Consider the following 26,567-nt stretch of genomic DNA (forward strand, 5'->3'; position numbering starts at 1 on the left):
GCGGCGCGAAGCGCCGGATGAGGGGTTCTATCGGCGAAAACTCATCGACAGCTTGACGCGTGGAGAGAGACCCCTCACCCGGCTTTGTTTCGCAAAGCCACCCTCTCCCGCAAGGGGCGAGGGTGCACCGTCACGCTGCGCGCGAGGAGAACTCACGCCTCGCCGCGCAGCCAAGCCTTCACCTTCTGCAAGAGACCATGCCGCAACTCGTCCGAAGCCGCTTCGGCTGGCGTCAGCGTCTGCAAGGCTGCATCGACATCCTCGGTCGCGAGCGGCGGTGTGACGTCGGTATCCACCGGCGCAAGCCCTGCCGCCGCGAGCGCGATCGGGCCGACCTGGGTCAGAAACACGCGCTCGTACTCGCGCGACAGGCGCGCGAGCGCGTCTTCCAGCGTCAACCAGTCGACCGCCTTGATGTCGTTCATCAGCTTGCGGACGGGACCGTCCCCGGCCTCCATGCGCCAGAAATGCACGACCTTGGAGCGCCCGCCGGACTGATAGACGAGCGTGCCCAGAAATTCGTGGATGGCGACCTCGTGACCGGTCTCTTCCAGCACTTCGCGATGCGCGGCTTGCTTCGGCGTCTCGCCGTCGTCGAGCTTGCCCTTGGGCAAAACCCATTCGTTGCGCTTGCGCTGGCGCACGACGGCGATCAGCGGCGGCGCACCTCGCCGCAGCACAATACCACCCGCCGCCATCACCGGCGCCCGTGCCATCACCAAATCCGTCGTCGCAGAAACGTCCCAGGGACGATATAGGCGGCCGACGCGGCTGATTGAAGGCTAGTTTTTTCTCAGCAGCGCTTGACCTGCGCGAATGCGCGTGCCCTCGGCGATGTCGTCGCAGAAGGTGAAATCGCCGGGCGCGAGGATGATGATGGTCGAGCCATGCTCGAACCAGCCGAGCTCCTCGCCCTTGCTCACGTTGACGTCGCAGGGAAAATTGACCGGCCCTCTCGTCTGGGCATTCAGCACCATGTCGAGGAAATGCAGACGGATGCTCGCGACCAGGATCGCGGCAACCGGTACCAGCGTCACGGCTTCGCCCGTCGGCAAATGCGTGCGGATCACTGCGCGCTCGTTCTTGCAAAACAGACGCTCGACCCGTTTCAGCGCGATCGGGTTGACGTTCCAGACGTCGCCATGGATCAACGTGACACGCTCGATATGCGCGTCAAAGGGCGCGTGGAAGCGGTGATACATGCTCGAGGTCAGCCGCAGGGTGACGAAGGAGCCGTTGCGGTGCTGATCGACAAGGGCGGAATCGCCGAGCAGATCGAGCAGCGAGTACGGCGCGCCTTTGACCTGGAACAGCTCGGTGTCCGCGATCCGGCCATGGGCGCCGACGATGCCGTCGGACGGGCTGGCGACAATGGAGGGGTCCGGATCAAAGGGGCGCAAGCCGGGCTTGAGCTCCCGGGTGAAGCAGTCGTGCAGGCTCTTGAAATGCGTTTTCCGCGCCTCCGACAGATCGAGGTCGGAGAACAGCTTCCACAGCGCGATGGAGCCGTCCCGCACCAGCGGGTTCTCGATCTTCGAGAACCAGCCCATGAAGCGGGTTAGCGCCGCGCGAGGGATGCGGTTGGTCAGCAGGAAGTTGAGGTCTTCCTGCTGGGTGAAAGAGGCGATCAGGGCTTTGACTGTCATGAATCTGTCAGCTCGCAGTATTAGCGCTTGTTGTCATGGAAACGACACTCCCGATTCTTTCTTTGTCCGTGGCCGCCGCAGCGTCCGCTGCCGCCGCCTTCCCGAAAATCAAGGCACGGATCGAATTGTCCCGCGCCAAGCACCGCTCGCTCGCCGGGCACTCCAAGATGTCCCGGCGGGTGGCAAAGCTGCTCCCGTTCTACGAATTCGAAGGCGATGCGTACTTCGCTTGCGACGGCGCGCCGGCGAACGTCGCAGCCCAGCGCAAGGACGGCTTCTTCCGTCTCGCGCGTCTCTACGCCGAGCGCTACCCCAAGGGCCGCGCGATGACGAAGGACGCGGCGGAAAAGATCTCCGACCTGCACTTCACCGAAACCTACCGCGTGCCGTTCCAGTTCTCGCGCCTCGTCCGCGAGCATTTGGGCACCTCGACCTTCTTGGAGTCGTCGCGCGGCGTCACCGTCACGGATGTCGACGGCAACACCTCCTACGACCTCACGGGGTCCTACGGCGTCAACATCTTCGGCAACGACTTCTACAAGGAATGCATCGAGGGCTCCGAGAAGCGCGCGCACGCGCTCGGACCGGTGCTCGGCCCCTACCATCCCGTCATCCTCGAGAACGTGGCGCGGCTGTGCCAGATCTCGGGCCTCGACGAAGTCTCCTTCCACATGTCCGGCACCGAGGCCGTGATGCAGGCGGTGCGGCTCGCGCGCTATCACACCAGGCGCACCCATCTCGTTCGTTTCGCCGGCGCCTATCATGGCTGGTGGGGCGACGTGCAGCCTGGAGTCGGCAATCCGATTCCCGCGCACGAGACCTACACCCTCGCCGAGATGTCGGAGAAGACGCTGCACGTGCTGCGGACGCGCAAGGACATCGCCTGCGTGCTGGTCAACCCGCTGCAGGGGCTGCATCCGAATGGCAACGCGCCCGGCGACTCCTCGCTGGTTGATTCCTCTCGCGGCGGCAATTTTGACCGCACCGCCTACACCGAGTGGCTCAAGACGCTGCGCGAGGTCTGCGACCAGCGCGGCATCGTGCTGATCTTCGACGAGGTCTTCGTCGGCTTCCGTCTCGCGGCAGGCGGCGCCCAGGAGTATTTCGGCGTCAAGGCCGACATGGTGACCTACGGCAAGAGCCTCGCCGGTGGCCTGCCGGTCGGCGTGGTCTGCGGCAAGAAGGAGTTGATGCGCCGCTTCCGCGACGACCGCCCCGCCGACGTCTGCTTCGCCCGCGGCACCTTCAACTCGCACCCCTATGTCATGACGGCGATGGACGAGTTTCTGAGCCGGCTCGCCAGCCCGAACTTCCGCGCCATCTATGACGGATTGGACGAGACCTGGAGCGGCCGCGCGCAGAAGCTCAACCAAATGATGGGCGATGCCGACCTGCCGGTGCGGTTTGCCAACTTCTCGTCGATCTGGACGGTAAAATACACCACCCCGTCCCGCTACAACTGGATGCTGCAATATTACCTGCGCGCCGAAGGCCTGTCCTTGAGCTGGGTCGGCACCGGCCGGCTGATCTTCAGCTTGAACTACACCGATGCCGATTTCACCGAGGTCGCCGAACGTTTCGTTCGCGCCGCCGAGAAGATGAAGGCCGACGGCTTCTGGTGGCACGATGGCGTCCTCACCAACAAGACCATCAAGCGGCAGATCCTGAAAGAGATGCTGGCCAAGCGCTTCGGACGCTAAGGTCGATTCTCCGCTCCAACACACAGTCGTTCCGGGGCGGCTCGAAGAGCCGAACCCGGAACCTCGAGATTCCGGGTCTGGTCCTTCGGACCATCCCGGAATGACGGCGTCTGTGGCGGCGCTCAATTCCACTTCCCCGCACGCTGGGCGAGGCGAAGAAAACGCAGCGGCCGGGCCCAACACGTGGATGCCCGGGACGAGCCCGGGCATGACGCAACCATCAGACATCGGAGGCCTTGGTGAGAACGGCGCGCTCAGGCGTGCTGCTCTTCGAGCGTGGGCTCGCCGATCAGGCCCAGCGTGTGCTCGGGCTTGAGGTGCAAGCCGGGGTCCATCAGCTCGCCGCGCATCAGCGCCAGCGGCGCGTTGCGGTAGAGCATCAGATCGTGGAAGGGATCGGTCAGGATCTTCGTCATCCAGACGAGGCCGGTCTCGACGTCGCGGATGAAGAACAGGTGCACCGTGCGGAACATGAGACCGCCGCCGCCGACCACGAGCCAGATCTTGGCGACCTGCCGCATGAAGTCGGTCGCGCCCACCCAGGGCGTGAACAGTCCGAACAGCGTGGGATCGACCAACAGCACCAGTGGCGACAGCGCCCAGATCGACATCAGCACCACCTTGCGCTGAAGATTGTAGCCGACCTTGATCTCTTCCTTGTGCTCGTGCGTCGCCTGGTTGATCTGGTCGTAGCCGTGCGGCTCGAAGAAGAAGTGACCCGCCTGGCGCGAGGTCATCGAGACCAGCCAGCCGACCAGCGCCGAGATCATGGGGTCGACGAACAGCCAGACATAGGCGAACAGGAAGCTCAGCGCGCTGACGAAGTGCAGGCTCTGATTGATGCGGCTGTGGTGATAGTAGCGATGGTCGTCCCAGCGCTGGATCCGCAGCTGCTCGAGATAGTTCTTGATCATGCTCTCCCCCAAAATGCTTTCGGGCTCAGGATTTACAGGGATTCGATGTAGGCCGTGTGACATCATCATTTTGTCATGTGACGATGTGCGGTGGCGCGGTGACGCACGCGACGCGTAAGCTTCTGGTCAAGCCGCCTTGGCGACGTCGAGCTTGCGGAAGCGCACCAGCGAGAAATGACCGAGCGGCGGAATCAGGCGGCGCTCCGCGAGCTCGATACCCTTGGCACCGGCCAGCCATTTGGCGTAGCGCGACCAGGCGAACTCGGCGGTGCGGAAGCCGAGCGGACGCACCACCGGCTGCAGCTTCTGCTCGATGAAGCGACGCATGCCGGTATCGGCGCTGACGCGGGTGAGGATGATCAGTTCGCCGCCCGGGCGCAGCACGCGGGCAAATTCGTCCAGCGCGACTTCCGGGTTCGGCACGGCGGTGACGACGTATTGTGCCATCACGACGTCGAAGGAATTGTCGGGGAATTCGAGCTTCTCGGCGTCCATTACCGCGAGGCCTTCGACGTTGTTCAGCTTGCCCTCGGTGACGCGCTGGCGCGCCTTGTCGAGCATCGCCTCCGAGATGTCGGTGCCGAAGATGCGCAGATGCGGCGCGTAGAGCGGCAGCGAGATGCCGGTGCCCACGCCGACCTCGAGCACCCGGCCGCCGATCTTGTTGGTGGCCGCGATCGCGGCCTGCCGGCCCTTGGCGAACACGCCGCCGAACACGAGGTCGTAGACCGGTGCCCAGCGGTCATAGGCCTGCTCGACCGTGCCACGCGTGAGGTCGAGCTGCTGGGTGCCGTCAAGGTTCATGATCTTAGCCATCGATGAGGTTCTCGCTGTGGTTCGAAACGTTTTGGGTCAACCGCGCACCGGCCGCCGCGCCATGATCGGCGAGGCGCGCAAGGCACGGCTGGGCTGAAGTGAAGTGAGGTTGCCGACGAACTGGCGCGCGCTGTTTTCCCAGGAGCGCTCCAGCGCGAAATTGCGGCAGGTCTCGCGCGACATGGTGAGCGCGCGCAGGCACGCGGCGCGCAAATCGTGGTCGATCGCGCCGATCGGATGATCCGCGATGACGTCCTTCGGACCCGTCACCGGAAACGCCGCAACCGGCGTGCCGCAGGCGAGCGCTTCGAGCTGCACCACGCCGAACGTGTCGGTCAGGCTCGGAAACACGAACACGTCGGCGGCGGCGAGGTGCGCGGTGAGATCCGCGCTCTTCTTCTCGCCGAGGAAGACCACGTCGGGATATTTCTTTTCGAGCGCGGCCTTCTGCGGGCCGTCGCCGACGACGACCTTGGTGCCGGGCAGGTCGAGCGAGAGGAACGCTTCGAGGTTCTTCTCCACCGCCACGCGGCCCATTGTCATGAAGATCGGCCCGGGCAGATCGAGCTTGGCCGGAGAGTCCGGATGGAACAGCTCGGTATTGACGCCGCGGGTCCAGAAGCCGAGCCGCTTGAAGCCGCGTTCGGAGAGCTCCTGCCGCAGCGAGGGCGTCGCCACCATCGTCATCGCGGCGGCATCGTGGAAGTGTCGCAGCACGGCGTAGCCGACGCTCGCGGGGATGGCTGTCCGCACCGAGACGTACTCGGGAAAGCGCGTGGTGTAGGAGGTGGTGAAGGCGAGCCGGTTGCGACGGCAATAAGCCCGCGCCGCCCAGCCGATCGGCCCTTCGGTCGCGATGTGCAGCGCCTCCGGCGCCGCCCTCTCGATCCGCCGCGCAATCTCCCTGCCGCTCGGCAGCGCAATGCGCAGCCCCGGATATGTCGGTAGCGGCCACGACCGAAAACCGTCCGGGGTGAGGAAGTCGATCTCGACATCCAATGCCTTGGCCGCGCCAGCCAGCGAGGTCAGCGTCCGGACCACACCGTTGACCTGCGGATGCCAGGCGTCAGTCGCGATTAATACCCGCATGGGGAAATCCCGAGATTTTTATGATTCTCGGCTTTGGACCATCAACCACGGATATTTCAGGCGTGTGACGTCATGGAAGTGTCGGCCCGCTGTTTTGTTCGTTAACGGGTCCGCGCAGCCACGAAACCGTCATGAAACAATCCTTGCCGCCATGAAGCCGTTTTCGGTTTTCCGCGCAAACGTCCCGAAACTTCTTTCCGTTAGTGATTTCCGCAACAGAGCACCGAAACGGTGCCGGGTGACCAAGAAACACCGCGCAAACAGGGGCGACCAATGATCAATCTGAAGACGTTGAAGACTTATTCGCGCGCCGTTGCGTTTGGCGCAGTGGCTGTCACCGCGATCGCGTTCGCCGGCCCGGCAAAGGCCGCGCCCGTGCAGCTCTTCCCCTTCTTCCAGCCGCTACCGCCGATCGCAGCGCCATACCAGCCTTATCAAGCAACGCCCTATCAGGCCGCGCCGTCCGAAGATCAGGACGCCGTCGAAACGCCGGCCCGCTTCCGCCGCCAGACCGTCTCCTACGCAACGCGTGAGGCGCCCGGCACCATCATCATCGATACGCCCAACACCTACCTCTATCTGGTGCTCGGCAACGGCCAGGCGATACGCTACGGCATCGGCGTCGGCCGCGACGGCTTCACCTGGTCCGGCACCCAGTCGGTGACCAAGAAGGCCGAGTGGCCGGATTGGACCCCGCCGCCGGAGATGATCGCCCGCCAGCCTTATCTGCCGCGCCACATGGCCGGCGGCCCCGGCAATCCGCTCGGCGCCCGCGCCATGTATCTTGGCGGCACCATCTACCGCATCCACGGCACCAACGCGCCCGACACCATCGGCAAGCACGTCTCCTCCGGCTGCATTCGCCTGACCAATGACGATGTCGCGGACCTCTACTCCCGCGTCAACGTCGGCACCAAGGTGATCGTGCTGCCGATGACGGAACGCCGCGCGGATCTCGGCGCCGCGACGCGGTAAGCGACAGGACATTGTGACGCAAACGGCCCCGGAACCCACCGGGGCCGTTTTCGTTTGCCCTCGGTATCCCCAAGCGCGCGCGTGCTGCGACGCAATCCCGATGGAGGCGCGAATGCAACCACGTCCGCAAATGTCGCAAGGCACTCGAATGCGCGCGGTGGCCGGCGCACTGACGCTGCTGCTGACCGCGCCCGCCTCGCTCGCACAGCAGCCGGCGAGCGACGACGCAGCCCAACAGGCCTTCAACAATTCCTGCCGAACCTGCCACTCGGTGAAAGAGGGCGACAATCGTCTGGGCCCCAACCTCAATAAAATCGTCGGACGCAAGGCCGGCTCGCTGCCGAACTACAACTATTCCGCGTCGATGAAAGAAGCCGGCTTCGTCTGGGACAAGGACAAACTCATCCGCTTCATGGTCAAGCCGGACGAAGTCGTATCCGGCAACAAGATGCAGCCCTATGGCGGCGTCTCGGCGGAGGAAGCGGCGAAGGTGATTGCCTATCTGGAGGCGATGGGCAGCCAATAGGATCGCGGTGGCGCTACGTATCCGCCGGCTCATACCGTCGCTCCACGTGGAACGATTTCGCGGTAATCAGCCAGGTCCCATTGATGCAGTGGTACGCCAGATAGTCAACGTATTGGAGCACATCGATCCGAATGCGAACTTTCACCATGGCTTGCGCTGACGACGCCATATCGACCAGCAATATCTCCTGAAGGCGCGGGGCATTCTTCGATTTGGGCGACGCAGTCGACGCCAGCATCGTCCTGTAGTCGCGAACGGGCAGGATCCGCAATTCGGCGTCGCGAAATCCATGGAGTTGCGCAGTCGGCGCAAAGACGCGGTCGAACTGCGAAACGTCATCGTCGTACATCAGCACAAAGTAGCGTTCGACGGCCTCCAGCAGAGGCGCAAGGTTCGGGCTCTCGGTCATGGCTCGCTCCATCAGCAGCAAAGTCGGAGCAATCCATCCCACGGAAAGCCGAGGCGTGTCCTTGCGAACTGGGCTAATCTCGAAGCCTCCGGCGCAACATTGCGCCCTCCTTGATCAAACGGGATGCGGTTCATGCCAAAATGCGAGCTGGATGCGATCGACCGGCGCATCGTCACCGAACTCCAGACCAACGCGCGACTGAGCAACATCGAACTGGCAGACAAGGTCGGATTGTCCCCGTCACCCTGCCTGCGACGGGTGCGACGGCTGGAGCGCGACGGCTATATCGACGGTTACCGCGCCTCCCTCCGGCGCGGCCGCCTCGGGCTCGGCTTCTCGGCCTTCCTCGGCGTCAAGATCAACGGCCATGCCAACGACCAGGCGCTGAGCTTCGAAAGGACAGTCGTTGCCATGCCCGAGGTCGTTGCCTGTCACCTCGTCTCCGGTGAAGCTGACTACCTCCTCGAAATTGTCGTGCCCGAGCTCGAGGACTACCAGCGCTTTCTCGTCGACAAGCTGCTCAACCTGTCCATCGTGCGAGAGGTTCGCAGCAGCATCGCACTCCAGACGCTCAAGGCCGGCGCACCCCTGCCGCTGGCACATCTCGCATAACCATGATCAGACTGCTGACACCAGCCGACGCCGCGCTCTACCGCCCCGTCCGGCTGGAGGCGCTCGCGAGCAATCCCGAGGCTTTCACCAGCACGCTTGAACGCGAACAAGACAAGCCACTCGCATGGTTCGAGGAGCGCCTCGCGATATCGGACGTGTTCGGCGCGTTCATCGCGGGCGAGCTCGTGGGGACCGCCGGCTTCCGCCGGGAGGACGGCTCGAAGACCGCACACAAGGGGGTGCTCTGGGGCATGTATGTGCGGTCGCGGGCACGGAAGTCCGGCACAGGGAGGCTCCTCGTCAACGCGGTCGCGGCGCATGCCGCAAAGCGCGTCGAGCAGCTTCATCTCGTCGTCGTCAGCGACAACGAGGCCGCGTTGCGGCTCTACGTGGCCGCAGGATTTGTCGAATACGGCCGCGGGATGAAGGCGCTGAAATACAATGGCCGATATTACGATGAGACCCTGATGGCCATGTTCTTCGACGGAAGCGACGCGGCCGCGGTGACGCGGCGGCCGTCTTAACGGCCGACCGCCCTCCACCGCTCCGCAATCAGCCTCAGCCACGCCGCCGAATGAAACGCGCTCATCAGCAGATACATCGGCACCATCCCGCCGAGCATCGCCCCATGTCCGGAGCCGCACAGCATGTCCGCCGGGCCATCGACCATGGCCGTCAGCACGGCCATGATCGCGAAGGTCGGCGTCGCCGCCAGCGCCAGCCATCTGGCGAGGTGACGCGCGGCCACCACACCATTGCGGCTCGCGCCGACAGTTGCGCTGGCGGGACTAGTCACGTCCTTCAGCCGCCTCCTCGCGAAAAGCCTTCTCGCCGGCGGTCGAGATCTCGACCCATTTCTTGTCGGGCGCCGCGCCTTCGGTGTAGCTGTCGTGCCAGTTCCACCATTTGTAGGTCGGCGTTTGCGGATAGCCTTTCGGCGAATCCTCCCAGACCTCCTGCCGTCCCAGCGGGGTGATGTCGAGGTAATTCCAGGTGCCGCCCATCTGCTCGTCGCCCCGGCTCTTGACGAAATAGGTGCGGAAGATGCGCGTCCCGTCGCGGAAGAACACGTTGGTCCCGTGCCATTCGTCGACGCCGAAATCCGCATCGAAACTGTCGGTGACGGTGACCCATGGCATGGTCCAGCCCATCCGCTGCTTCAGCCTGATGATATCGGCCTGCGGCGCGCGCGAGGCGAACACCAGCGTGGTGTCGCGGGCATTGAGATGCGCGACATGGGCGACCTGGTCGGCGACCATAGAGCAGCCCCGGCAGGCATGATCGGGCCAGCCGAACACGCCCGGCTCGAAGAAGGCGCGGTAGACGATCAGCTGCCGGCGGCCCTGGAACAGGTCGTGCAGACTGACCTTGCCGCCGGGCCCCTCGAACGCATAGGTTTTGGTGACTTCCATCCACGGCATGCGCCGGCGCTCGGCCGCCAGGGCGTCGCGGGCGCGGGTATGTGCCTTTTCCTTCACGAGCAGTTGCTGACGGGCGGCCTCCCAGTCCTGCGGCGACACCACCGGCGGTGTTTGCATGGCGGCTTGTCCGTTATTTCCTGCGTTGTCAGCTGATGTCATCATGGCTCTCCAACTTTTCCCGGGCGGCCGTTCCGTATCTCGCTGTGCGAGATGCGGAACCGCTCGTCCCTCGCCGCACATTGTCGGCCGTCAACGATCTCTCGCACCGGACGGTTGCGTGGTGGGAGTAACAAGTGTGGCGGGATTTGAATGGAGTCGCTGATCACGGCCGCGGCGCGCGCGCTCCAAGCCGGCGATCCGCTCGGCGCGCTGAACCGCGTTGCGCTGCGCAATGATGCACCTTCGCTGGCGCTGCGCGGCATCGCGATGGCGCAGCTCGGCGATCTCGCCAAGGCGAAGACGTTGCTGCGCAGCGCCGCACGCGCCTTCGGCCCGAGAGAGGCGGTCGCGCGCGCCAGGTGCGTGGTCGCGGAAGCCGAGATCGCACTCGTCTCGCGCGACCTGAATTGGCCGGCCAACACGCTCGCGGCGGCGCGAGCGACGCTCGCAAGCCACGGTGACCTCGCCAACGCCGCCCATGCGGGTCACATCGAGGCGCGCCGACTTCTCCTTCTCGGGCGCCTCGAAGAGGCCGAGCGCACGCTGGCCGAGATCAACACCACGCCGCTGCCCCCGGCCGCGCAGGTCGCCCGCGAGCTCGTGATTGCCGGCATTGCCATCAGACGGCTCCGAACGAAAGCAGCGCGCGCGGCGCTCGGCCGCGCGGCGAGCGCAGCACGGCAGGCCGGCATTCCCGCACTTGCAGCCGAGGTCGAAAGCACGAGCCGCGTGCTCGACACGCCCGCAGCGCGCCTGATCACGCGCGGGCACGAGCGGCCGCTGCTGCTCAAGGAGGTCGAGGACCTCGCAACATCGGAGGCGGTCGTGGTGGACACGTTCCATCACGCGGTTCGCAGGCGAGGCATTCTCGTGCCGCTCGGCAGGCGGCCGGTGCTGTTCGCGCTGGCCCGCATCCTGGCGCAGGCCTGGCCCGCCGATGTCTCGCGGGAAGCGTTGATCACGGGCGCGTTTCAGGCAAGGCACGTCGATGAATCGCATCGCGCCCGGCTGCGCGTCGAAATCGGACGGCTCCGCACCAAGCTCAAGCCTCTCGCCGATATCAGCGCGACGCGGCAAGGTTTTGCGCTGACGCCGCGCAAGACGCGCGACGTCCTCGTGCTGGCACGGCCCGTCGAGGAGAAGCACGCGACTGTGCTCGCCTTCCTCTCCGACGGCGAGCCCTGGTCGAGCTCGGCGCTCGCGCTGGCGCTGGGAACGAGCGCGCGCACCGTGCAGCGGGCCCTCGAAGAACTGGCGCGATCGAACAAGGTACAGTCCTTCGGACACGGACGGGCGCGGCGCTGGATGACGCCGCCCGTGCCGGGTTTCCCGACAGGCTTGTTACTCCCCGGACCGCTCATGAAGACGTAAAGTGGGATTCACACCACAGGGACCGAGCAGATGAAACGTTCAGCCGCCGAGATCGTCAGGGAATACGGGCCCTTTGCAGGCGTCGAAGCCGTGCACGGCGTCACCTATGACGGCAGCCATATGTGGTTCGCATCCGGCGACAAATTGAACGCGGTCGACCCGGCCGATGGCAAGATCACCCGCTCCATCGATATCGCTGCGCATGCGGGAACGGCGTTCGACGGCCGCCACCTGTTCCAGATCGCCGAGGACCGCATCCAGAAGATTGACGCTGCGACCGGCAAGGTGCTCGCCACCATCCCTGCACCTGGCGGCGGCGGCGATTCCGGACTGGCCTGGGCCGAGGGCTCGCTCTGGGTCGGGCAGTATCGGGAACGCAAGATCCATCAGGTCGATCCCCAGACGGGAAAAATTCTCCGCACCATCGAAAGCAAGCGCTTCGTCACCGGCGTGACCTGGGTCGAGGGCGAGCTCTGGCACGGCACCTGGGAAGGCGAGGACAGCGACATCAGGCGGATCGACCCTGATACGGGCAAGGTGCTGGAGCAGCTCGACCTGCCCGCCGGGACGATGGTGTCAGGATTGGAGTCCGATGGCGGCGACCGTTTCTTCTGCGGTGGCGGAGATCGCGGCAATGTGAGAACGGTGCGCCGTCCGAAGCGCAGCTAGGGTGCGCCATGACGAATGCGCGGCAATTGCGCGTTCGCAACCGTTAATATGTTTGCCCCAATTCCACCCCATGGGTGGGCTCTAGCGCCCTCCTCGCCTGCCCTGTAGACTTCTGCCCGGGCGGCCTGGGGGATTGATGCGACTGACGCTGAACTTGAAAACTGTCCTGATCGCCGTCGTGGTGCTCGCGGCGTCGTTTTTCATCAGCCTCAAGGCGATGGACTGGCTGTCGCCGCGGGCGACGAATTCCGCCCCGCCGGTTGCGCAATTGCCGCCGCTGCCGCCGGTCTCGAAGAGCTCGATCGTGGTGGCGCCGGTCGCCATCGCGCTGTCGGCGATCCGCGAGCAGGCCGAGAAGGCCGCTCCGCGCAATTTCGCCGGCAAGGCCGAGAACCCGATCTCGCAAATCCTGGAGAACGGCGACATCGGCTGGTCCGCCGTGCGCGGGCCGATGTCGGCTGTCGGCGACAAGGACGTGCTGACGATCTCGACGCCGCTCACGGGCAAGCTGAACGTGACGGGCTCGCTGTCGTCGAAAGCCACCGGCGCGCTCGGCGAGGCGCTCGGCAGCGTGCTCGGCGGCAATGCCGCGAAACAGATCGGCGCGGTCAACATCAAGAATCTGAACGCCAGCGCCGAGATCAAGGGCAACGTCGTCGTCACCTCGCGGCCGAAGCTCGCGGCCAACTGGCATCTCGAGCCCAATCTCGGCGCCCAGGTCAACCTTGGCGACACCAACCTCAACATCTCCGGTGCCAAGGTCAACGTGCCGGCGCAGGTAAAGCCGCTGATCGACAAGACCGTCGGCGAACAAATCAACGCCGTCTCCGAACGGATGCGCAACGATCCGACCTTGCGGGAGAACGCGAAGCTGCAATGGGCCAAGGCTTGCCGCTCGATCCCGCTGCAAGGCTCGGACTCCTCGGCCGCACTGCCGCCGCTCTGGTTGGAGATGAAGCCGATCCGCGCCATCGCCGCGCAGCCGCGCGTCGACGCGCAGGCCGTGACGCTGCTGATGGGCCTGGAAGCGGAGACGCGCGTCACCTCCACGCCGACCAAGCCCGACTGCCCGTTCCCCGACAAGATCTCGATCGTGCCGCCGACCGGCACCGGCGTGAACATCGGCGTACCCATCGACGTGCCCTTCACCGAGATCAACAAGCTGATCGCGGCGCAGATGGTCGGCCATACCTATCCCGAGGATGGCTCCGGTCCCGTGGACGTCACTGTGAAAAGCGTCAACGTGATCCCGTCGGGCGAGCGCCTCCTGATCTCGCTGCTGGTGCGCGCCAAGGAGAAGAAGAGCTGGCTTGGTCTCGGCGCCGAAGCGACCGTGCACATCTGGGGCCGGCCGATGCTCGACCAGGCGCAGCAGACGCTGCGGCTCGCCGACATCCAGCTCGCGGTGGAGTCCGAGGCGGCCTTCGGCCTGCTGGGTGCCGCGGCGCGCGCGGTGGTGCCGCAGATGCAGCAGGCGCTGGTGCAGAAAGCGACAATCGATCTGAAGCCGATTGCCGCCAATGCACGCGAGAAGATCGCAGCCGCGATCGCCGATTTCCAGAAGAGCGAGGACGGCGTCAAGGTCGAGGCGAAGATCGACAGCCTGACGCTGGCCGACATCGCCTTTGACTCCAAGACGCTGCGCGTGATCGCGGAAGCTGGCGGATCGCTGAATGTGTCTGTGACGAAACTGTCGGGAATGTAGCGCGCGCCTTTCCTCGACGGGTCCGTGCGCGTCGTTACTTGCGCCGCTGGCATTCTGGTCGGAGGATGCTAAGCTGTTCCTCGCACACTCGGACGAGGTGCCGACAGCACTGTGGCTGATAACGCGAGGACGACATGGAAGCCGGCATGGTCACGCCTGCGCCGGCACTGGTGCGCTTTTCCGGCATTCAGAAGACCTACGATGGCGAGCACCTCGTGGTGAAGAACCTCGATCTCGACATCAGGAAGGGCGAGTTCGTCACCCTGCTCGGTCCGTCGGGCTCGGGCAAGACGACCACCCTGATGATGCTGGCGGGTTTCGAGGTTCCGACCCATGGCGAGATCTACCTCGCGGACCGGCCGATCAAGAATGTGCCGCCGCACAAGCGCGACATCGGCATGGTGTTCCAGAACTACGCCTTGTTTCCGCACCTGACGATTGCGGAGAATATCGCCTTCCCGCTATCCGTCCGCAGCACGAACAAGGCCGAAGCGCAGGATCGTGTCAAAGCGGCATTGCGCATGATCAAGATGGAAAACCTGGCACAGCGCCGGCCCGGGCAGCTGTCCGGCGGTCAGCAGCAGCGCGTGGCGCTGGCCCGCGCCCTGGTTTTCAATCCGCAACTCGTGCTGATGGACGAACCCCTGGGCGCCCTGGACAAGCGCCTGCGGGAGCAGATGCAACTGGAGATCAAGCAACTGCACGAGACGATGGGCATCACCGTCGTCTACGTCACCCACGATCAAAGTGAAGCGCTCACCATGTCGGACCGCATCGCCGTATTCAACGACGGCATCGTGCAGCAGATCGACAGGCCCGACAGGCTGTATGAGCATCCGGTGAACAGCTTCGTCGCCCATTTCATCGGCGAGAACAATGTGCTGGCCGGCACCGTCGAGACGGTCGAGAAAGAATATTGCCGCGTTGCGCTGGCTGGCGGCGGCGCCGTGACCGCACGAGCGGTCAACGTATCAGGCGCGGGCGCATCGACCTCGCTGTCGGTGCGGCCGGAGCGGATCGCTATTATCCCGAATGGCACCTCCAGCGATGAACCGAACCGACTGCCGGCCAGGGTGCAGAACACCATCTATCTCGGCGACCACGCGCTGGCCGTGCTCGACGTCGCCGACAACAGGGAGTTCATGGTCAAGCTTCAGCCGGGGACGCATGACAGCCTGAGAGCTGGCAGCCTTACAGCTGGCAGCCTGAGACCTGGCGATGACGTGTTCATCACCTTCCGCCCGGAGGACTGCCTCGCCCTCGATCCCGTCTGATCCAACCATGCAGCAACGCTCCAACGCGGGCGGACCTACATCGACCAAGCTCAACGCAAGTCACGTGAAGAAGAAGGAACAAAGACCATGCTGAAGCGCAAGATTGTACTGGGGTTCGCCGCGGCATTCGCCGCCAGCGCGGCGCTGGCCACGGTCGCGCAGGCGCGTGACCTCACCGTCGTGTCGTGGGGCGGCGCGTATCAGGATGCCCAGAAGAAGGTCTATTTCGAGCCGTTCAAGAAAGCGACCGGTGTTGCGATGAACGACGAGTCCTGGGACGGCGGCGTCGGCGTGTTGCGCGCCAAGGTGCAGGGTGGTGCCGCCACCTGGGACGTCGTGCAGGTCGAGAGCGACGAACTGGCGGTTGGCTGCGAGGAAGGCCTGTTCGAAAAGCTCGACTATTCGAAGATCGGCGGCGAGGCCGCCTATATCCCACCGTCAGTCAACGCTTGCGGCGTCGGCGCCATCCTCTACGATTTCGTTCTCGGCTACGACAAGGACAAGCTGAAGGAGCCCCCGAAGGGCTGGGCCGACTTCTTCGACACCAACAAGATTCCAGGCAAGCGTGCCTTGCGTCAGGGCCCGAAGACCACGCTGGAGATCGCCCTCATGGCCGACGGCGTCGCGCCAAAGGACGTCTACAAGGTGCTGGCGACCGACGAGGGCGTCGAGCGCGCCTTCAAGAAGCTGGACACCATCAAGGGCGACATCGTCTGGTGGAAGGCCGGCGCCCAGCCGCCGCAATTGCTCGCCTCCGGCGAGGTGGCGATGACCTCGGTCTACAATGGCCGCATCGACACCGCGAACAAGAACGAGAAGAAGAATTTCGGCATGGTGTGGGACGGAGCGCTGTTCACCCTCGACACTTGGGTGATCCTGAAAGGCAGCCCGAACAAGGATGCCGCCTACAAGTTCCTGGATTTCGTCGGCAAAGCGGAGAACCAGTCAAAGCTGTCGGAGAACATTGCCTACGGCACCTCGAACAAGGACGCAGCCGCTCTGCTCGCGCCCGCCGTTCTGAAGGACCTGCCGACGGCGCCTGACAACATCAAGAACGCAGTCGAGATCAACGTTGCCTTCTGGCTCGAGAACATCGACCGCCTGACCGAGCGCTTCAACAAATGGGCAGCGAAATAGCGCGCGGCCGAACCGGCGTGCGGCGCGCATTGACGGCAGTTTCGTCGCGGCCATCCTTCGAGACGCCCGCCTTAGGCGGGCTCCTCAGGATGAGGACGTGCGCGGCAGCGACTTCGGAGAGCCTCATCCTGAGGAGACCGCCACCGGGTCCGCGCAAAGCGCGGCCCGATGACAGGCTCCGCGGTCGTCTCGAGGGACGAGGCGCTTGCTCAGATCGCTCCGAAAGGCCGCACGCAATTGCCACAGCCAAAATGACGAGAGATGTCCAGTCACAATGGGGCTCCCGATGACGGCAGCCTCCTCAATCGGCGCCGACGCGTTGGCCAAGGTGCCGCTCAAGCGCCGGCTGAAGCAGGCGGAGCGCGCGCGCCAGACCAAGGCGCTGGCACTCATTCTGCCGCTTCTCGTCTTCCTGCTCTTCACCTTCGCTGGGCCCATCGCCGGCATGCTGTGGCGTGCCGTCGATGACCGGGAGGTGCGTCTGGTTCTGCCTCAGACCATCGCGGCTCTCGCCAGTTGGGACGGCAGGGATCTGCCGGACGAAAAGGCCTACGCGGCGCTGGCAGGCGACATCATGGCGGCGCGCGCTTCCGGCACCATTGCGATTGCGGCCAAGCGGCTCAATTACGCCCTGAACGGGTTCCGTACGATCCTGACCAGCACCGCACGCAATCTGAAGACCGTGCCCGACCCCGGCACGGCGAGGGAGACGCTGGGCAAGATCAACCCGGCCTGGCGCGAACGCGCCACCTGGACCACGATCAAGGACGCCAGTGGTCCCATGACCGGCTTCTATCTTTTGTCGGCGCTCGATCTGACGCGGAACGCGGACGGCACGATCGTCGCAGCCCCGCCGGATCAGGCCATCTACCGCGACGTTTTCGTCCGCACCTTTCTCATCAGCCTCAGTGTCACGGTGCTGTGCCTGATCCTCGGCTTCCCGGTCGCTTACTTGCTGGCGGCGCTGCCGCCCGGCCGGTCGAACCTGCTGATGATCTTCGTCCTGCTGCCGTTCTGGACGTCTCTGCTGGTCCGCACCTGCGCCTGGATCGTGCTGCTGCAGAGCAAAGGCGTCGTGAACGACAGCCTGCTCTGGCTTGGCATCATCGACGCGCCGTTGCGCCTGATCTACAACCGCTTCGGCGTCTGCGTGGCCATGACCCACGTCCTGCTGCCGTTCATGATCCTGCCGCTGTACAGCAGCATGAAGGCGATCTCGCCTGCTTACATGCGTGCCGCCGCCTCGCTCGGCGCGCCGCCGCTCACCGCCTTTCTGCGGATCTACCTGCCTCAGACGCTGCCCGGCATCGGCGCGGGAAGCCTGCTCGTCTTCATCCTGGCGCTCGGCTATTACATCACCCCGGCCCTCGTCGGGGGCGCCGCCGATCAAATGATCAGCTACTTCATCGCGCTCTACACGACCGAGACGGCCAATTGGGGTCTTGCTTCGGCACTGGGTGCGGTGCTGCTGCTCGCCACTATTCTGCTCGCGCTCGTCTACGGAAAGCTGGTGCAGGGACAGCAGGTGACGGGAGGGATGAAGAATTGAGCGACAATTCCTCCATCCGCACGCCGAGCCAGCGTATCGCGTGGACCGCGACCATCGTTATCTCCACGCTGGTGTTCATCTTCCTGATCGCGCCTATCCTTGCGATCATGCCGCTGTCCTTCAGCTCGGGCTCGTACCTCACCTATCCGCTGCCGGGCCTCTCCCTGCGCTGGTACGACGACTTCATCAATTCGCCGCGCTGGATGAATTCGCTGAAGAACAGCATGATCATCGGTGTGGCCTCGACCTTGCTCTCGATGGTGCTCGGCACGCTGGCGGCGCTGGGGCTGGCGCAGTGGAAGAGCCGGTTCAAGCCGCTCGTGCTGGCCTTCGTGCTGTCGCCGGTCGTCGTGCCCGGGGTCATCACGGCGGTTGGCCTGTATTTCTTCTTCGCGCCGATCGGACTGACCGGCAGTTATCTCGGCTTGATCCTGGCCCACACCGCGTTGGCGACGCCCTTCGTCGTGATCACGGTCGGCGCGACGCTGCAAAGCTTCGACACCAATCTGGCCCGCGCCGCCGCCTCGCTCGGCGCCTCGCCGCTTGAGGCGTTCCGCCGCGTGATCCTGCCGCTGATCCTGCCCGGCGTGGCATCGGGGGCCCTGTTCGCCTTCGCGACCAGCTTCGATGAGATGGTGATCGTGCTGTTCATGGCAGGTCCGGAACAGCGCACCCTGCCGCGCGAGATGTTCAGCGGAATCCGCGAGAACATCAGCCCGACCATCACGGCAGCGGCGGTGATCTTGACAACGGTCTCGGTCATCCTGCTCGCCACGCTGGAAGGCTTGCGCCGACGCAACGAACGGCTCAAGGGCGGCAGTGTGTGAGCTTCTTCCTTCTCCCCTTGCGGGAGAAAGTGGCGCGAAGCGCCGGATGAGGGGTATCTCCCCGCCCATTCAATGACAGTGAGACTCGCGGAGAGAACCCCTCACCCGTCTCGCCGCTAGCGCGGCGAGCCACCCTCTCCCACAAGGGGAGAGGGCAAAAACACCGCCGCGCCCTGCTTATTTCTCAACCCTCATCTCGCATCCCGGGCTTTGCTCCCGCGTCCGTTTGTCGCTAGAACGTGCCCGCAACAACGCCCAAACAACAACGCAAGGGAGAAAAACAAATGCAAAAACTCATCGTCGCGATCGCGGCCGGTCTTGCTCTCGCCGCCACGTCGGGCGCCGCGCAGGCGCAGATTTCCGACGACGTCGTCAAGATCGGCGTGCTCACGGACATGTCGAGCCTCTATGCGGACGCGACCGGCAAGGGCTCGCTCGCCGCCGTGGAGATGGCGGTCGCCGATTACGGCGCCAAGGTCGCGGGCAAGCCTGTCGCAGTGGTCTCCGCCGATCACCAGAACAAGCCCGACGTCGGCGTCAACATCGCCCGCAACTGGTACGACAACGACAAGGTCGACGCGATCTTCGACGTGCCGACGTCGTCGGTGGCGCTGCCGATCTCGGCGCTGACGCGCGAGAAGAACAAGATCCACATCAACTCGGGCGGCGGCTCATCCGATATCACGGGCGTCGCCTGCTCGCCCAACACGGTGCACTGGACCTACGACACCTATGCGCTGTCGAACGTCGCCGGCAAGGCGATGGTCAAGCGCGGCGAGGACACCTGGTTCTTCGTCACCGCCGACTACGCCTTCGGCATGGCGCTGCAACGCGACGCCGCCAACGTCGTCAAGGAGAGCGGCGGCAAGGTGCTCGGCGAAGTCCGCCATCCGCTCAACTCGTCGGACTTCTCCTCGTTCCTGCTCCAGGCCCAGGCCTCCAAGGCCAAGGTGGTCGCGTTGGCCAATGCCGGCGGCGACACCACTAACGCCCTGAAACAGGCGGCCGAATTCGGCCTGACGCAGGGCGGCCAGAAGATGATCGCGTTGCTCATGGAGATCACCGACGTTCATTCGCTCGGCATCAAGTCGACGCAAGGCCTGATCATCACCGACGCGTTCTACTGGGACACCAACGAGGAGACGCGCGCCTTCTCCAAGCGCTTCAACGAGAAGGTCGGCCACATGCCGACCATGATCCAGGCGGGGCTCTATTCGGCGACCATGCATTATTTGAAGGCGATCGACGCCATCAAGTTCGACGAGGCACCGAAGGTGATGGAGCAGATGCGCAAAACGCCGGTCAACGACTTCTTCGCCAAGAACGGCCAGATCCGCATCGACGGCCGCATGGTCCACGACATGTATCTGTTCGAGGTCAAGAAGCCCGAGGAATCCAAGGGCGAGTGGGACCTCTACAAGCTGATCGCCACCGTGCCCGGCGACGAGGCCTTCCGCCCGCTCGACAAAGGCGGCTGCCCGCTGGTGAAGGGAAATTAGGGATATTCTCCGTCATTGCGAGCGAAGCGAAGCAATCCAGAAATGCATCCGCGGTGACAGCCTGGATTGCTTCGTCGCAAGAGCTCCTCGCAACGACGGCAGACGAAAAAACGCACGACAGCGCGCCCGGCAAAAACCGGGCGCGCTTCGTTTAGCGGTTCAGAGCCGCGTTACTCCGAGTACTTGAACTCGGGCATGTTCTTCAGCTCGTCCTTGCTCGCATTGAACACGGCGTGGTCCGGATACCATTTCGACGAGGACGTGGCCGTCGTCGCGGGCTTGTTGTCGGTGCCGGTCGCGGCACCCGTCGTGGTGGTCGCCGCGGGCCGGTTGGCCGCGCTGTTCGGGTTGTTCCCGGCAGCGCCGGTGTAGGCAACGGCCTCGTTGACGAATTTCAGCTTCTCATAGGGCACCGCGACCAGATGCTCGCCCAGGCCGAGGAAGCCGCCGACGCCGATCACGGCGATCTTGATGTTGCCGCTCTTGTCCATCAGCAGATCGTTGATCGAGCCGATGTTCTCGTTGGCGTCGTTATAGACCTTGATGCCGTTCATCTTGGACGTACGCCACTGTCCCGACGCGGTCGTGGTCGTCGTCGAGGCGGCGGCAGCCGGCGCCTTGTCGGTGGTGGCGGTCGGATTTTGCGCGAACGCAACGGTTGCGAGCAGTGCGGTACCGGCGAGACCGGCCGCGATCGATTTCATCAACATATTGTCCTCTCCTTCAGCAGAAAACTCGTGCGGAGAAAACAGCTCGGATCAGTCCCAGTTCCGCGCGTGCTGCAATTTCGTCGCGTGCTGCGCGAGGATTGGAGCCGCGTGCGATTGTTCCTAAGTCACTCAGGAACATTTTGCAGCGCACTGTTCCTCGCGGACGATCGTGCGCCCTGGGTGAAGCAAGACCGCAGCGAGGAACGCGCCGATCTGCGTCACGCAGATCAGCTCCTGTAGTCGATCAGAAGCGCGGCGAAGTCCGAGCCGCCTGATGAGCTGCCGTTGGCGCCGTAAGACGACGACGACGATTGCGACTGCTGCAGCGCCTGGAGAAACTGCTGAAGGATCTCGGCCGTGGTGGAGGCGGTTGACGTGCTGCTGGTCGCGTCCGCTGACGACGAATCCGACGAGCTGTCGTCCGGCGGCGGACCTGGCGGGGGGCCGCCCGCACCCCCGGGACCGCCGGCGCCATTGGCGAAGGCGGATTGGAATACGTTCTTCAGCTCGTCGGCCTGGTCTGACGTCAGCGTCCCGTTCGACACCTCGTTGGAGATGAGGTCGTCGATCTTCGAGTTGATGTCATCCTTGGAGGGACGCGCGCCGCTCGACTGATCGCTCGACCGGCCCTGCTGAAGCGCCGTGTCGATGTCGGTCAGCGCCGTCGAAAGCGCCGACTGGTCCGACGACGAGACCGTGCCGGCGGACACGTCCGATTGCAATTGCTGCTGCAGCCTCTGCAACGGCGACTGGTGGTGACCGGCGGAGGCCGCCGAAATCGAGGTCATGATGGCTCCGTGAGTTCTGCGGGGTTTCGTGGCCGACCAAGCCACGGTATGGTTAGCGCGCTTAACGAGACCTTGCCGCTTCCCTGCCCGGTGATGTCCTGCTGTTGCGGCATGGGCCATGGAAACAATCTGAAACAAATCTCTTCGCCATTTGGCCCGAATCTTGGACAAACAAAGCGCATGGCCCTTCCCAATCCCAACATCCTTGTCGTCGAAGACGACCGTGAAACCCGGACGTTGATTGCGAAATACCTCCGCAACAACGCCTGCAACGTCACCGCCGTGAGCGACGGCCGCGAGATGTCGCGCGCGATGGCCGATCATCGCGTCGACCTCATCATCCTCGACGTCATGCTGCCCGGCGAGGACGGCCTCAGCCTGTGCCGCAAGCTGCGCGCGGAAGGACAGACGCCGATCATCATGCTGACCGCACGCGGCGAGGACGTCGACCGCATCGTCGGCCTCGAAATGGGCGCGGACGACTATCTGCCGAAACCGTTCAACCCGCGCGAGCTGCTCGCCCGCATCAACGCGGTGCTGCGCCGCCAGGCGGCCGCGCAGGCGAAAAGCTCGATCGAAGGCGCGAGCACGCTCGCCTTCGAAAGCTGGCGCATCGATCTGCGCCTGCGCGAGCTGCGCAATCCCGACGGCGCGCGCGTCGCGGTGACCAGCGCCGAGTTCGACCTGCTGCGGACGTTCTGCGAGCGTCCCGGCCGCGTGCTCTCACGCGACAGCCTGCTCGACCTCACGCAGGGGCGCAGCACAGGCTCGTTCGAGCGCTCGATCGACGTGCTGGTCAGCCGCATCCGCCGCAAGATCGAGCCCAATCCGGCCGATCCGACCATGATCAAGACGGTGCGCTCCGGCGGCTATCTGTTCACGCCAAGAACTGAAGCGGTCAGGACTGAAGCGGTCGCGGCGTCCCTGAGCAGCTGAGGGAACGCCGACGATGAAGCCGTTCGGGTTCTTCCACCTCAGGGGTATCGGCGGGCAGATCGCCGCGCTGGTGCTGGCTTCCACCGTCGCGCTGCATCTCGTCGTCACCGCCGCCTTCCTGATCGGCCGGCCGGACCGCCCGGACGCGGCGCCGGACGGCGCGCCTCAATTGGCGGACGCCGCGGTGCTGCTCGGCTCGGCTGAGCAGGCCGAGCGGCCGCGCCTCATCGCAGATCTCGCGCGCGCCTTCCCGAAGCTCAACATCGAGACGTTCGCACCCGGCACCGCGAACGTCGTCGACGACAGCGAAAGCCAACATTTGCACGGGATCCGCCGCCATCTCGGCCGCGGCTACAAGGTGGTGCAGCTCGCCCCCCAAGCCGGCGAGCACCGCATCGGCGTACAGCTGCCCGACGGCACTGTGATCGCCGGCCAGGTCCGTGGCGGCCCGCGGCCGTGGTTCTGGGGCGCACCGTGGCTGATGGCGCTGATGACCACCTTTATCTGCGTCACCGTGCTCGGCCTGTGGGCGGCGCGCGCGCTGGCGGCGCCGCTGTCGTCCTTTGCCAGGGCTGCCGAGAATTTCAGCCTGGACGGGACGGCCGATCCGCTGCCCGAGCGCGGCCCGGAAGAGATCCGCTCGGTGGCGCGCGCGCTCAACCGCATGCACGAGCGGATCGCGCGACTGATGTCGGACCGCACGCGGATGCTTGCCGCGATCAGCCACGATCTGCGCACACCGATCACGCGGCTGCGCCTGCGCGCCGAGTTCGTCGAGGACGAAGGCAACCGCAAGCGCATGCTGATCGATCTCGACCAGATGCGATCGATGCTGGAATCCGTTTTGTCGCTGTTGCGCAACGACCGCCAGATCGAGGCGGTGACGCTGGTCGACATCGCGAGCACGCTGCAGCTCATCGCCGACCAGTTCGGCGACATGGGCCATGTCGTGCACTATGAGGGCCCGCTATCTGCGACCGCCGCCGCGCGTCCCGACGATCTGCATCGCGGCGTCACCAACCTCGTCGAGAACGCAGTGCGCTTCGGCGCCGAGGTGACGATCCGGCTCGACATCTCGGCCGCCAGGCTCGTCATCGACGTCGAGGACGACGGTCCCGGCATTTCGGATGCGCGCAAGCAGGAGATGCTGGAGCCGTTCGTGCGCGGCGACGACGCCCGCACCATGGACGAGTCCACCGGCTTCGGCCTCGGTCTGTCGATCGCACGCGCGATCGCCCTCGCCCATGGCGGCGAGCTGTCGCTGCACGACCGCGAGCCGCATGGGCTGATCGTGCGGATGCAATTGCCGGTATGGCAACAGCCGCGGCTTGCGGCCTAACTTCAGGCCGCGAGCGGCGGGTGCTCGAGGGCAGCCTCGTCGAAGATCGCAATCGCCTCGAAGCGATAATTGCAGGCCTGGCAAGTCCAGAGATAGGAGACGCGCCCCTCGCCCGGCTCGACCCAGTCGGGCGTCGGGATCAGCGTGCCGCATTGGGCACAGGGATTGTTTCTGGGCAAATCGTGTTCTGACATGTCGCCGCTGTGGGCTTTGACCATGGTTGATTTTGTCATGGCACCTCTCCCGATTCGCTGGCCGTGACATACTCGCTTTCGTGCGCCCATGCGAATAGACAGGCCTGCTGTCGCGAGTTGTCCGCCTGAGGAAACTCTGACGCCAGCATTGAGTCGTCACAGCGGCTCGGCACCGCGAAAAAATTAACGGCGGCGTTTGGTCACATCATTGCCGCGTTCGGGAGGCCTAAACGGCAGCCGGGCGCAGGCCTTCAATCAGTCTCAGGGACCTCCGGGATATCTGATGAAAATTTTACGTATCGCCGCGCTGCTCGCGGCCGGACTGACGTTGCCACAGGCCGCATTCGCGGGCCAAGCGGAGTACGCCGAGATGGTCGCGGCCCACGCGCGCGCCAACGGCGTGCCGGAGGCGCTGGTGCATCGCGTGATCATGCGCGAAAGCCGCTATCAGCCCGGCCTGGTCGGCCATGGCGGCACCATCGGGCTGATGCAGATCAAGCTCGCGACCGCCCGCGGGGTCGGCTACACCGGCGACGCCGCCGGCCTGCGCGATCCCAACACCAACCTCACCTATGCCGTGAAATATCTCGCCGGCGCCTATCACGCGGCAAATGGCGACCACGCCCGGGCCGTTCGTTATTTCGCCGGCGGCTATTACTACGCCGCAAAGCGGCAGCGGCAGGAGGCCGTGCAGGTCGCCAATACGAACGAGGCCAACATGAGCGCCCCTTGGCTCGAGCCGAACGGCAATCCGCAGCCGATATTCGGCGCCGCGCCGCACCGGAAGCTCGCCCAGCGCGTTCGCAACGCTCGGGCACAGACGCCCAGGTAAGTGCGGTTCCCGCCAAACGCGTTGACACAGCCTGTCACTGGCATACATTAGAGCCGTTCCGAGGGGTGCTCCGAGGAGGAGCTGAGATACCGCTAAATGGGCAAATCCGCCCAGGACCGCGGTGACCCTTTGAACCTGATCCGGGTCATGCCGGCGAAGGGACAGGGATGTTGCAGACGACCAAGCGACCGGATTCCCCGGTATCCATCATCGGCGCAGGCATTGCTGGCGCCTGGCAGGCCTTGCTGTTCGCGCAGGCCGGCCACGCCGTCACCCTGCACGAGCGCGGTGACGCCGACATGACCGATGCCACCAGCCATTGGGCCGGCGGCATGCTCGCGCCTTTTTGCGAGGCGGAGGTTTCCGAACCCATCATCTCCAGGCTCGGCCTGCGCTCGCTCGACATCTGGCGGCGCGAGCTGCCCGACACGCCCTTCAACGGCTCGCTGGTCGTCGCCCACCCGCGCGAGCGCAACGATTTCGAGCGTTTTGCCCGGATGACCGAGGGCCATTGCCGGCTCGATGCCGCCGGCCTTGCCGAGCTCGAGCCGTCGCTCGAAGGCCGCTTCCGCGACGCGCTGTTCTTCCCGACCGAGGGCCATGTCGAGCCGCGCCGCGTGCTGCCGAAACTGCACGAGCGCATCCGCGCCGCCGGCGGCACCATCAAATTCGAAAGCGACGTCGCCGCGGCCGAACTTGCAAAACTTGATCCTAAAGGCCTCGTGATCGACTGCCGCGGCCTTGCTGCGCGCGACGAGCAGCCTGGCTTGCGCGGCGTCAAGGGCGAGATGATCCTGATCGAAACCGCCGAGGTGCAGCTCGCGCGCCCGGTACGGCTGATTCATCCGCGCTGGCCGCTCTATGTGATCCCGCGCGAGGACAATCTGTTCATGCTGGGCGCGACCTCGATCGAGGCCGAGGACACCGGCGTCAGCGTGCGTTCCGCGCTGGAGCTGTTGGGCGCGGCCTATGCCGTGCACCCCGCCTTCGGCGAGGCCCGCATCGTCGAATTCGGCTCCGGCCTGCGCCCTGCTTTCCCCGACAATCTGCCGCGCATCGGCATCCGCGGCAACACGATCAGCGTGAACGGCCTCTACCGCCACGGCTTCCTGATCGCGCCTGTTCTGGCCGAGCTGACGCTTAGCTTTGTCGAGCGCGGCCAGATCGACAACGAGGTGATGCAATGCGCGTGATCGTGAACGGCGAGCAGCGCGAGGTGAATTCCGCTAGCGTGGACGCGCTACTCAGCGAGCTCGACTACGAAGGCACCCATTTCGCGATCGCGCTCAACTACGACGTCGTGCCGAAGAGCCGCTGGGCCGAGACCGCGCTGAAAGCCGGCGACGAGATCGAGATCATCACACCGCGGCAGGGAGGGTGAGGATGGCTCTCCATTTATCGCCTAGGCGCGCGCCACACATTCCGCTGTCATCGCCCGGCTCGACCGGGCGATCCAGTACGCCGCGGCGT

29 protein-coding genes and 1 riboswitch are annotated in these 26,567 nt (G+C 64.8%); of the genes, 18 read left to right on the forward strand and 11 right to left on the reverse strand.

Annotated elements, in window-relative coordinates; genetic code table 11:
* Positions 1-152 precede the first annotated feature (152 nt).
* Complete coding sequence (locus ABIB91_RS33400; protein ID WP_219683407.1) at positions 153-716, reverse strand: NUDIX hydrolase; 564 nt, start codon at positions 714-716, stop codon at positions 153-155.
* A gap of 66 nt (positions 717-782) precedes the next feature.
* Positions 783-1,646: an archaetidylserine decarboxylase gene (asd, locus tag ABIB91_RS33405; protein ID WP_007600814.1), complete on the reverse strand. Its 864-nt coding sequence runs from the start codon at positions 1,644-1,646 to the stop codon at positions 783-785.
* Between the two features lie 35 nt (positions 1,647-1,681).
* Between asd and ABIB91_RS33410 the strand changes: the two genes are divergently transcribed.
* On the forward strand, positions 1,682-3,346 hold the full coding sequence (locus tag ABIB91_RS33410) for an aminotransferase class III-fold pyridoxal phosphate-dependent enzyme (protein ID WP_354170851.1): 1,665 nt from the start codon (positions 1,682-1,684) through the stop codon (positions 3,344-3,346).
* Positions 3,347-3,600: 254 nt separating this feature from the next.
* Here the strand turns inward: ABIB91_RS33410 and ABIB91_RS33415 are convergent, their stop codons facing one another.
* The 3 genes from ABIB91_RS33415 to ABIB91_RS33425 all read right to left on the reverse strand — a co-directional run bounded on the left by ABIB91_RS33415 (position 3,601) and on the right by ABIB91_RS33425 (position 6,165).
* Positions 3,601-4,260: a hypothetical protein gene (locus tag ABIB91_RS33415; protein ID WP_354170853.1), complete on the reverse strand. Its 660-nt coding sequence runs from the start codon at positions 4,258-4,260 to the stop codon at positions 3,601-3,603.
* Positions 4,261-4,386: 126 nt separating this feature from the next.
* On the reverse strand, positions 4,387-5,076 hold the full coding sequence (locus ABIB91_RS33420) for a class I SAM-dependent methyltransferase (RefSeq protein WP_354170855.1): 690 nt from the start codon (positions 5,074-5,076) through the stop codon (positions 4,387-4,389).
* A 36-nt stretch (positions 5,077-5,112) separates the two neighbouring features.
* Entirely contained in the window at positions 5,113-6,165 is a 1,053-nt protein-coding gene (locus tag ABIB91_RS33425; RefSeq protein ID WP_354170857.1) for a glycosyltransferase family 4 protein, read from the reverse strand.
* A 273-nt stretch (positions 6,166-6,438) separates the two neighbouring features.
* Between ABIB91_RS33425 and ABIB91_RS33430 the strand changes: the two genes are divergently transcribed.
* Both ABIB91_RS33430 and ABIB91_RS33435 read left to right on the forward strand, forming a co-directional pair.
* Positions 6,439-7,140, forward strand: coding sequence for a L,D-transpeptidase (locus ABIB91_RS33430; RefSeq protein WP_354170859.1), 702 nt, complete (start codon positions 6,439-6,441; stop codon positions 7,138-7,140).
* A gap of 100 nt (positions 7,141-7,240) precedes the next feature.
* Entirely contained in the window at positions 7,241-7,666 is a 426-nt protein-coding gene (locus ABIB91_RS33435; RefSeq protein WP_354170948.1) for a c-type cytochrome, read from the forward strand.
* A gap of 13 nt (positions 7,667-7,679) precedes the next feature.
* On the opposite strand, the gene ABIB91_RS33440 is transcribed toward ABIB91_RS33435, so the two are convergent.
* Positions 7,680-8,075, reverse strand: a complete 396-nt coding sequence (locus ABIB91_RS33440) for a nuclear transport factor 2 family protein (protein ID WP_354170861.1) — start codon at positions 8,073-8,075, stop codon at positions 7,680-7,682.
* A 132-nt stretch (positions 8,076-8,207) separates the two neighbouring features.
* Between ABIB91_RS33440 and ABIB91_RS33445 the strand changes: the two genes are divergently transcribed.
* Together ABIB91_RS33445 and ABIB91_RS33450 are read left to right on the forward strand one after the other, a co-directional pair.
* Complete coding sequence (locus ABIB91_RS33445; RefSeq protein ID WP_354170863.1) at positions 8,208-8,687, forward strand: Lrp/AsnC family transcriptional regulator; 480 nt, start codon at positions 8,208-8,210, stop codon at positions 8,685-8,687.
* Positions 8,688-8,689: 2 nt separating this feature from the next.
* Positions 8,690-9,211, forward strand: a complete 522-nt coding sequence (locus ABIB91_RS33450; protein WP_354170865.1) for a GNAT family N-acetyltransferase — start codon at positions 8,690-8,692, stop codon at positions 9,209-9,211.
* Here the strand turns inward: ABIB91_RS33450 and ABIB91_RS33455 are convergent.
* Together ABIB91_RS33455 and ABIB91_RS33460 are read right to left on the reverse strand one after the other, a co-directional pair.
* The gene (locus ABIB91_RS33455; protein WP_354170867.1) at positions 9,208-9,483 is read right to left on the reverse strand and encodes a hypothetical protein; all 276 of its coding nucleotides are present in this window, start codon (positions 9,481-9,483) and stop codon (positions 9,208-9,210) included. The two genes, ABIB91_RS33450 and ABIB91_RS33455, sit on opposite strands and share 4 nt — an antisense overlap.
* A complete protein-coding gene (locus tag ABIB91_RS33460; RefSeq protein WP_354170869.1) occupies positions 9,476-10,270 on the reverse strand; it encodes a DUF899 domain-containing protein in 795 nt (264 codons plus the stop codon). Before ABIB91_RS33460 ends, ABIB91_RS33455 begins: the two co-directional genes overlap by 8 nt.
* Positions 10,271-10,417: 147 nt before the next feature.
* Here ABIB91_RS33460 and ABIB91_RS33465 point away from each other — a divergent pair, with 147 nt between their 5' ends.
* From ABIB91_RS33465 to ABIB91_RS33500, 8 genes are all read left to right on the forward strand, one after another.
* A complete protein-coding gene (locus ABIB91_RS33465) occupies positions 10,418-11,638 on the forward strand; it encodes a helix-turn-helix domain-containing protein (RefSeq protein ID WP_354170871.1) in 1,221 nt (406 codons plus the stop codon).
* Between the two features lie 30 nt (positions 11,639-11,668).
* Entirely contained in the window at positions 11,669-12,307 is a 639-nt protein-coding gene (locus ABIB91_RS33470; protein ID WP_354170873.1) for a Vgb family protein, read from the forward strand.
* Positions 12,308-12,443: 136 nt separating this feature from the next.
* Positions 12,444-14,012: a DUF4403 family protein gene (locus ABIB91_RS33475; RefSeq protein WP_354170875.1), complete on the forward strand. Its 1,569-nt coding sequence runs from the start codon at positions 12,444-12,446 to the stop codon at positions 14,010-14,012.
* Between the two features lie 134 nt (positions 14,013-14,146).
* Positions 14,147-15,286: an ABC transporter ATP-binding protein gene (locus ABIB91_RS33480; RefSeq protein ID WP_354170877.1), complete on the forward strand. Its 1,140-nt coding sequence runs from the start codon at positions 14,147-14,149 to the stop codon at positions 15,284-15,286.
* A gap of 87 nt (positions 15,287-15,373) precedes the next feature.
* Positions 15,374-16,423, forward strand: a complete 1,050-nt coding sequence (locus tag ABIB91_RS33485) for an ABC transporter substrate-binding protein (RefSeq protein WP_354170880.1) — start codon at positions 15,374-15,376, stop codon at positions 16,421-16,423.
* 286 nt (positions 16,424-16,709) lie between these two features.
* Complete coding sequence (locus ABIB91_RS33490) at positions 16,710-17,972, forward strand: ABC transporter permease (protein WP_354170882.1); 1,263 nt, start codon at positions 16,710-16,712, stop codon at positions 17,970-17,972.
* Positions 17,969-18,799 carry an ABC transporter permease gene (locus ABIB91_RS33495; RefSeq protein ID WP_354170884.1) on the forward strand — a complete coding sequence of 277 codons (831 nt, stop codon included), beginning with the start codon at positions 17,969-17,971 and terminating at the stop codon, positions 18,797-18,799. Before ABIB91_RS33490 ends, ABIB91_RS33495 begins: the two co-directional genes overlap by 4 nt.
* Before the next feature lie 284 nt (positions 18,800-19,083).
* Positions 19,084-20,298 carry an ABC transporter substrate-binding protein gene (locus ABIB91_RS33500; RefSeq protein ID WP_354170887.1) on the forward strand — a complete coding sequence of 405 codons (1,215 nt, stop codon included), beginning with the start codon at positions 19,084-19,086 and terminating at the stop codon, positions 20,296-20,298.
* Positions 20,299-20,468: 170 nt separating this feature from the next.
* On the opposite strand, the gene ABIB91_RS33505 is transcribed toward ABIB91_RS33500, so the two are convergent.
* Positions 20,469-21,008: a PRC-barrel domain-containing protein gene (locus ABIB91_RS33505; protein ID WP_007600783.1), complete on the reverse strand. Its 540-nt coding sequence runs from the start codon at positions 21,006-21,008 to the stop codon at positions 20,469-20,471.
* A gap of 227 nt (positions 21,009-21,235) precedes the next feature.
* Positions 21,236-21,796 (reverse strand): hypothetical protein, encoded by a 561-nt coding sequence (locus tag ABIB91_RS33510; RefSeq protein ID WP_354170889.1) that lies wholly within the window; start codon positions 21,794-21,796, stop codon positions 21,236-21,238.
* Positions 21,797-21,976: 180 nt separating this feature from the next.
* On the opposite strand from ABIB91_RS33510, the gene ABIB91_RS33515 reads away from it, so the two are divergent.
* Both ABIB91_RS33515 and ABIB91_RS33520 read left to right on the forward strand, forming a co-directional pair.
* Positions 21,977-22,732: a response regulator gene (locus tag ABIB91_RS33515; RefSeq protein WP_354170891.1), complete on the forward strand. Its 756-nt coding sequence runs from the start codon at positions 21,977-21,979 to the stop codon at positions 22,730-22,732.
* Positions 22,733-22,745: 13 nt separating this feature from the next.
* Entirely contained in the window at positions 22,746-24,071 is a 1,326-nt protein-coding gene (locus tag ABIB91_RS33520) for an ATP-binding protein (protein ID WP_354170893.1), read from the forward strand.
* Positions 24,072-24,073: 2 nt separating this feature from the next.
* Here ABIB91_RS33520 and ABIB91_RS33525 read toward each other — a convergent pair whose 3' ends face one another.
* Positions 24,074-24,304 carry a hypothetical protein gene (locus ABIB91_RS33525; protein ID WP_007600778.1) on the reverse strand — a complete coding sequence of 77 codons (231 nt, stop codon included), beginning with the start codon at positions 24,302-24,304 and terminating at the stop codon, positions 24,074-24,076.
* A 244-nt stretch (positions 24,305-24,548) separates the two neighbouring features.
* Here ABIB91_RS33525 and ABIB91_RS33530 point away from each other — a divergent pair, with 244 nt between their 5' ends.
* From ABIB91_RS33530 to thiS, 3 genes are all read left to right on the forward strand, one after another.
* Positions 24,549-25,097 (forward strand): lytic transglycosylase domain-containing protein, encoded by a 549-nt coding sequence (locus ABIB91_RS33530; protein WP_007600777.1) that lies wholly within the window; start codon positions 24,549-24,551, stop codon positions 25,095-25,097.
* A 51-nt stretch (positions 25,098-25,148) separates the two neighbouring features.
* A riboswitch (TPP riboswitch) is annotated at positions 25,149-25,277 on the forward strand.
* On the forward strand, positions 25,265-26,290 hold the full coding sequence (locus tag ABIB91_RS33535; protein ID WP_354170896.1) for an FAD-dependent oxidoreductase: 1,026 nt from the start codon (positions 25,265-25,267) through the stop codon (positions 26,288-26,290). It overlaps the preceding riboswitch by 13 nt.
* Positions 26,281-26,478, forward strand: a complete 198-nt coding sequence (gene thiS / locus ABIB91_RS33540) for a sulfur carrier protein ThiS (protein WP_135175802.1) — start codon at positions 26,281-26,283, stop codon at positions 26,476-26,478. The genes ABIB91_RS33535 and thiS overlap by 10 nt, the downstream gene beginning before the upstream one ends.
* Positions 26,479-26,567: the final 89 nt, after the last annotated feature.

This window comes from Bradyrhizobium sp. JR4.3, assembly GCF_040547695.1.
GTDB classification, from domain to species: Bacteria; Pseudomonadota; Alphaproteobacteria; order Rhizobiales; family Xanthobacteraceae; genus Bradyrhizobium; species Bradyrhizobium canariense.

What these genes read in the sequence shown, in the direction of transcription:
- asd (WP_007600814.1), bottom strand. Translation starts at nt 1,646, where the DNA reads ATGACAGTCAAAGCCCTGATCGCCTCTTTCACCCAGCAGGAAGACCTC.
- ABIB91_RS33525 (WP_007600778.1), bottom strand. Translation starts at nt 24,304, where the DNA reads ATGACAAAATCAACCATGGTCAAAGCCCACAGCGGCGACATGTCAGAA.
- ABIB91_RS33420 (WP_354170855.1), bottom strand. Translation starts at nt 5,076, where the DNA reads ATGGCTAAGATCATGAACCTTGACGGCACCCAGCAGCTCGACCTCACG.
- ABIB91_RS33460 (WP_354170869.1), bottom strand. Translation starts at nt 10,270, where the DNA reads ATGATGACATCAGCTGACAACGCAGGAAATAACGGACAAGCCGCCATG.
- ABIB91_RS33510 (WP_354170889.1), bottom strand. Translation starts at nt 21,796, where the DNA reads ATGACCTCGATTTCGGCGGCCTCCGCCGGTCACCACCAGTCGCCGTTG.
- ABIB91_RS33505 (WP_007600783.1), bottom strand. Translation starts at nt 21,008, where the DNA reads ATGTTGATGAAATCGATCGCGGCCGGTCTCGCCGGTACCGCACTGCTC.
- ABIB91_RS33440 (WP_354170861.1), bottom strand. Translation starts at nt 8,075, where the DNA reads ATGACCGAGAGCCCGAACCTTGCGCCTCTGCTGGAGGCCGTCGAACGC.
- ABIB91_RS33400 (WP_219683407.1), bottom strand. Translation starts at nt 716, where the DNA reads ATGGCACGGGCGCCGGTGATGGCGGCGGGTGGTATTGTGCTGCGGCGA.
- ABIB91_RS33415 (WP_354170853.1), bottom strand. Translation starts at nt 4,260, where the DNA reads ATGATCAAGAACTATCTCGAGCAGCTGCGGATCCAGCGCTGGGACGAC.
- thiS (WP_135175802.1), top strand. Translation starts at nt 26,281, where the DNA reads ATGCGCGTGATCGTGAACGGCGAGCAGCGCGAGGTGAATTCCGCTAGC.
- ABIB91_RS33500 (WP_354170887.1), top strand. Translation starts at nt 19,084, where the DNA reads ATGCAAAAACTCATCGTCGCGATCGCGGCCGGTCTTGCTCTCGCCGCC.
- ABIB91_RS33430 (WP_354170859.1), top strand. Translation starts at nt 6,439, where the DNA reads ATGATCAATCTGAAGACGTTGAAGACTTATTCGCGCGCCGTTGCGTTT.
- ABIB91_RS33465 (WP_354170871.1), top strand. Translation starts at nt 10,418, where the DNA reads ATGGAGTCGCTGATCACGGCCGCGGCGCGCGCGCTCCAAGCCGGCGAT.
- ABIB91_RS33515 (WP_354170891.1), top strand. Translation starts at nt 21,977, where the DNA reads ATGGCCCTTCCCAATCCCAACATCCTTGTCGTCGAAGACGACCGTGAA.
- ABIB91_RS33490 (WP_354170882.1), top strand. Translation starts at nt 16,710, where the DNA reads ATGACGGCAGCCTCCTCAATCGGCGCCGACGCGTTGGCCAAGGTGCCG.
- ABIB91_RS33535 (WP_354170896.1), top strand. Translation starts at nt 25,265, where the DNA reads ATGTTGCAGACGACCAAGCGACCGGATTCCCCGGTATCCATCATCGGC.
- ABIB91_RS33410 (WP_354170851.1), top strand. Translation starts at nt 1,682, where the DNA reads ATGGAAACGACACTCCCGATTCTTTCTTTGTCCGTGGCCGCCGCAGCG.
- ABIB91_RS33425 (WP_354170857.1), bottom strand. Translation starts at nt 6,165, where the DNA reads ATGCGGGTATTAATCGCGACTGACGCCTGGCATCCGCAGGTCAACGGT.
- ABIB91_RS33475 (WP_354170875.1), top strand. Translation starts at nt 12,444, where the DNA reads ATGCGACTGACGCTGAACTTGAAAACTGTCCTGATCGCCGTCGTGGTG.
- ABIB91_RS33480 (WP_354170877.1), top strand. Translation starts at nt 14,147, where the DNA reads ATGGAAGCCGGCATGGTCACGCCTGCGCCGGCACTGGTGCGCTTTTCC.
- ABIB91_RS33470 (WP_354170873.1), top strand. Translation starts at nt 11,669, where the DNA reads ATGAAACGTTCAGCCGCCGAGATCGTCAGGGAATACGGGCCCTTTGCA.
- ABIB91_RS33450 (WP_354170865.1), top strand. Translation starts at nt 8,690, where the DNA reads ATGATCAGACTGCTGACACCAGCCGACGCCGCGCTCTACCGCCCCGTC.
- ABIB91_RS33445 (WP_354170863.1), top strand. Translation starts at nt 8,208, where the DNA reads ATGCCAAAATGCGAGCTGGATGCGATCGACCGGCGCATCGTCACCGAA.
- ABIB91_RS33530 (WP_007600777.1), top strand. Translation starts at nt 24,549, where the DNA reads ATGAAAATTTTACGTATCGCCGCGCTGCTCGCGGCCGGACTGACGTTG.
- ABIB91_RS33485 (WP_354170880.1), top strand. Translation starts at nt 15,374, where the DNA reads ATGCTGAAGCGCAAGATTGTACTGGGGTTCGCCGCGGCATTCGCCGCC.
- ABIB91_RS33435 (WP_354170948.1), top strand. Translation starts at nt 7,241, where the DNA reads ATGGAGGCGCGAATGCAACCACGTCCGCAAATGTCGCAAGGCACTCGA.
- ABIB91_RS33520 (WP_354170893.1), top strand. Translation starts at nt 22,746, where the DNA reads ATGAAGCCGTTCGGGTTCTTCCACCTCAGGGGTATCGGCGGGCAGATC.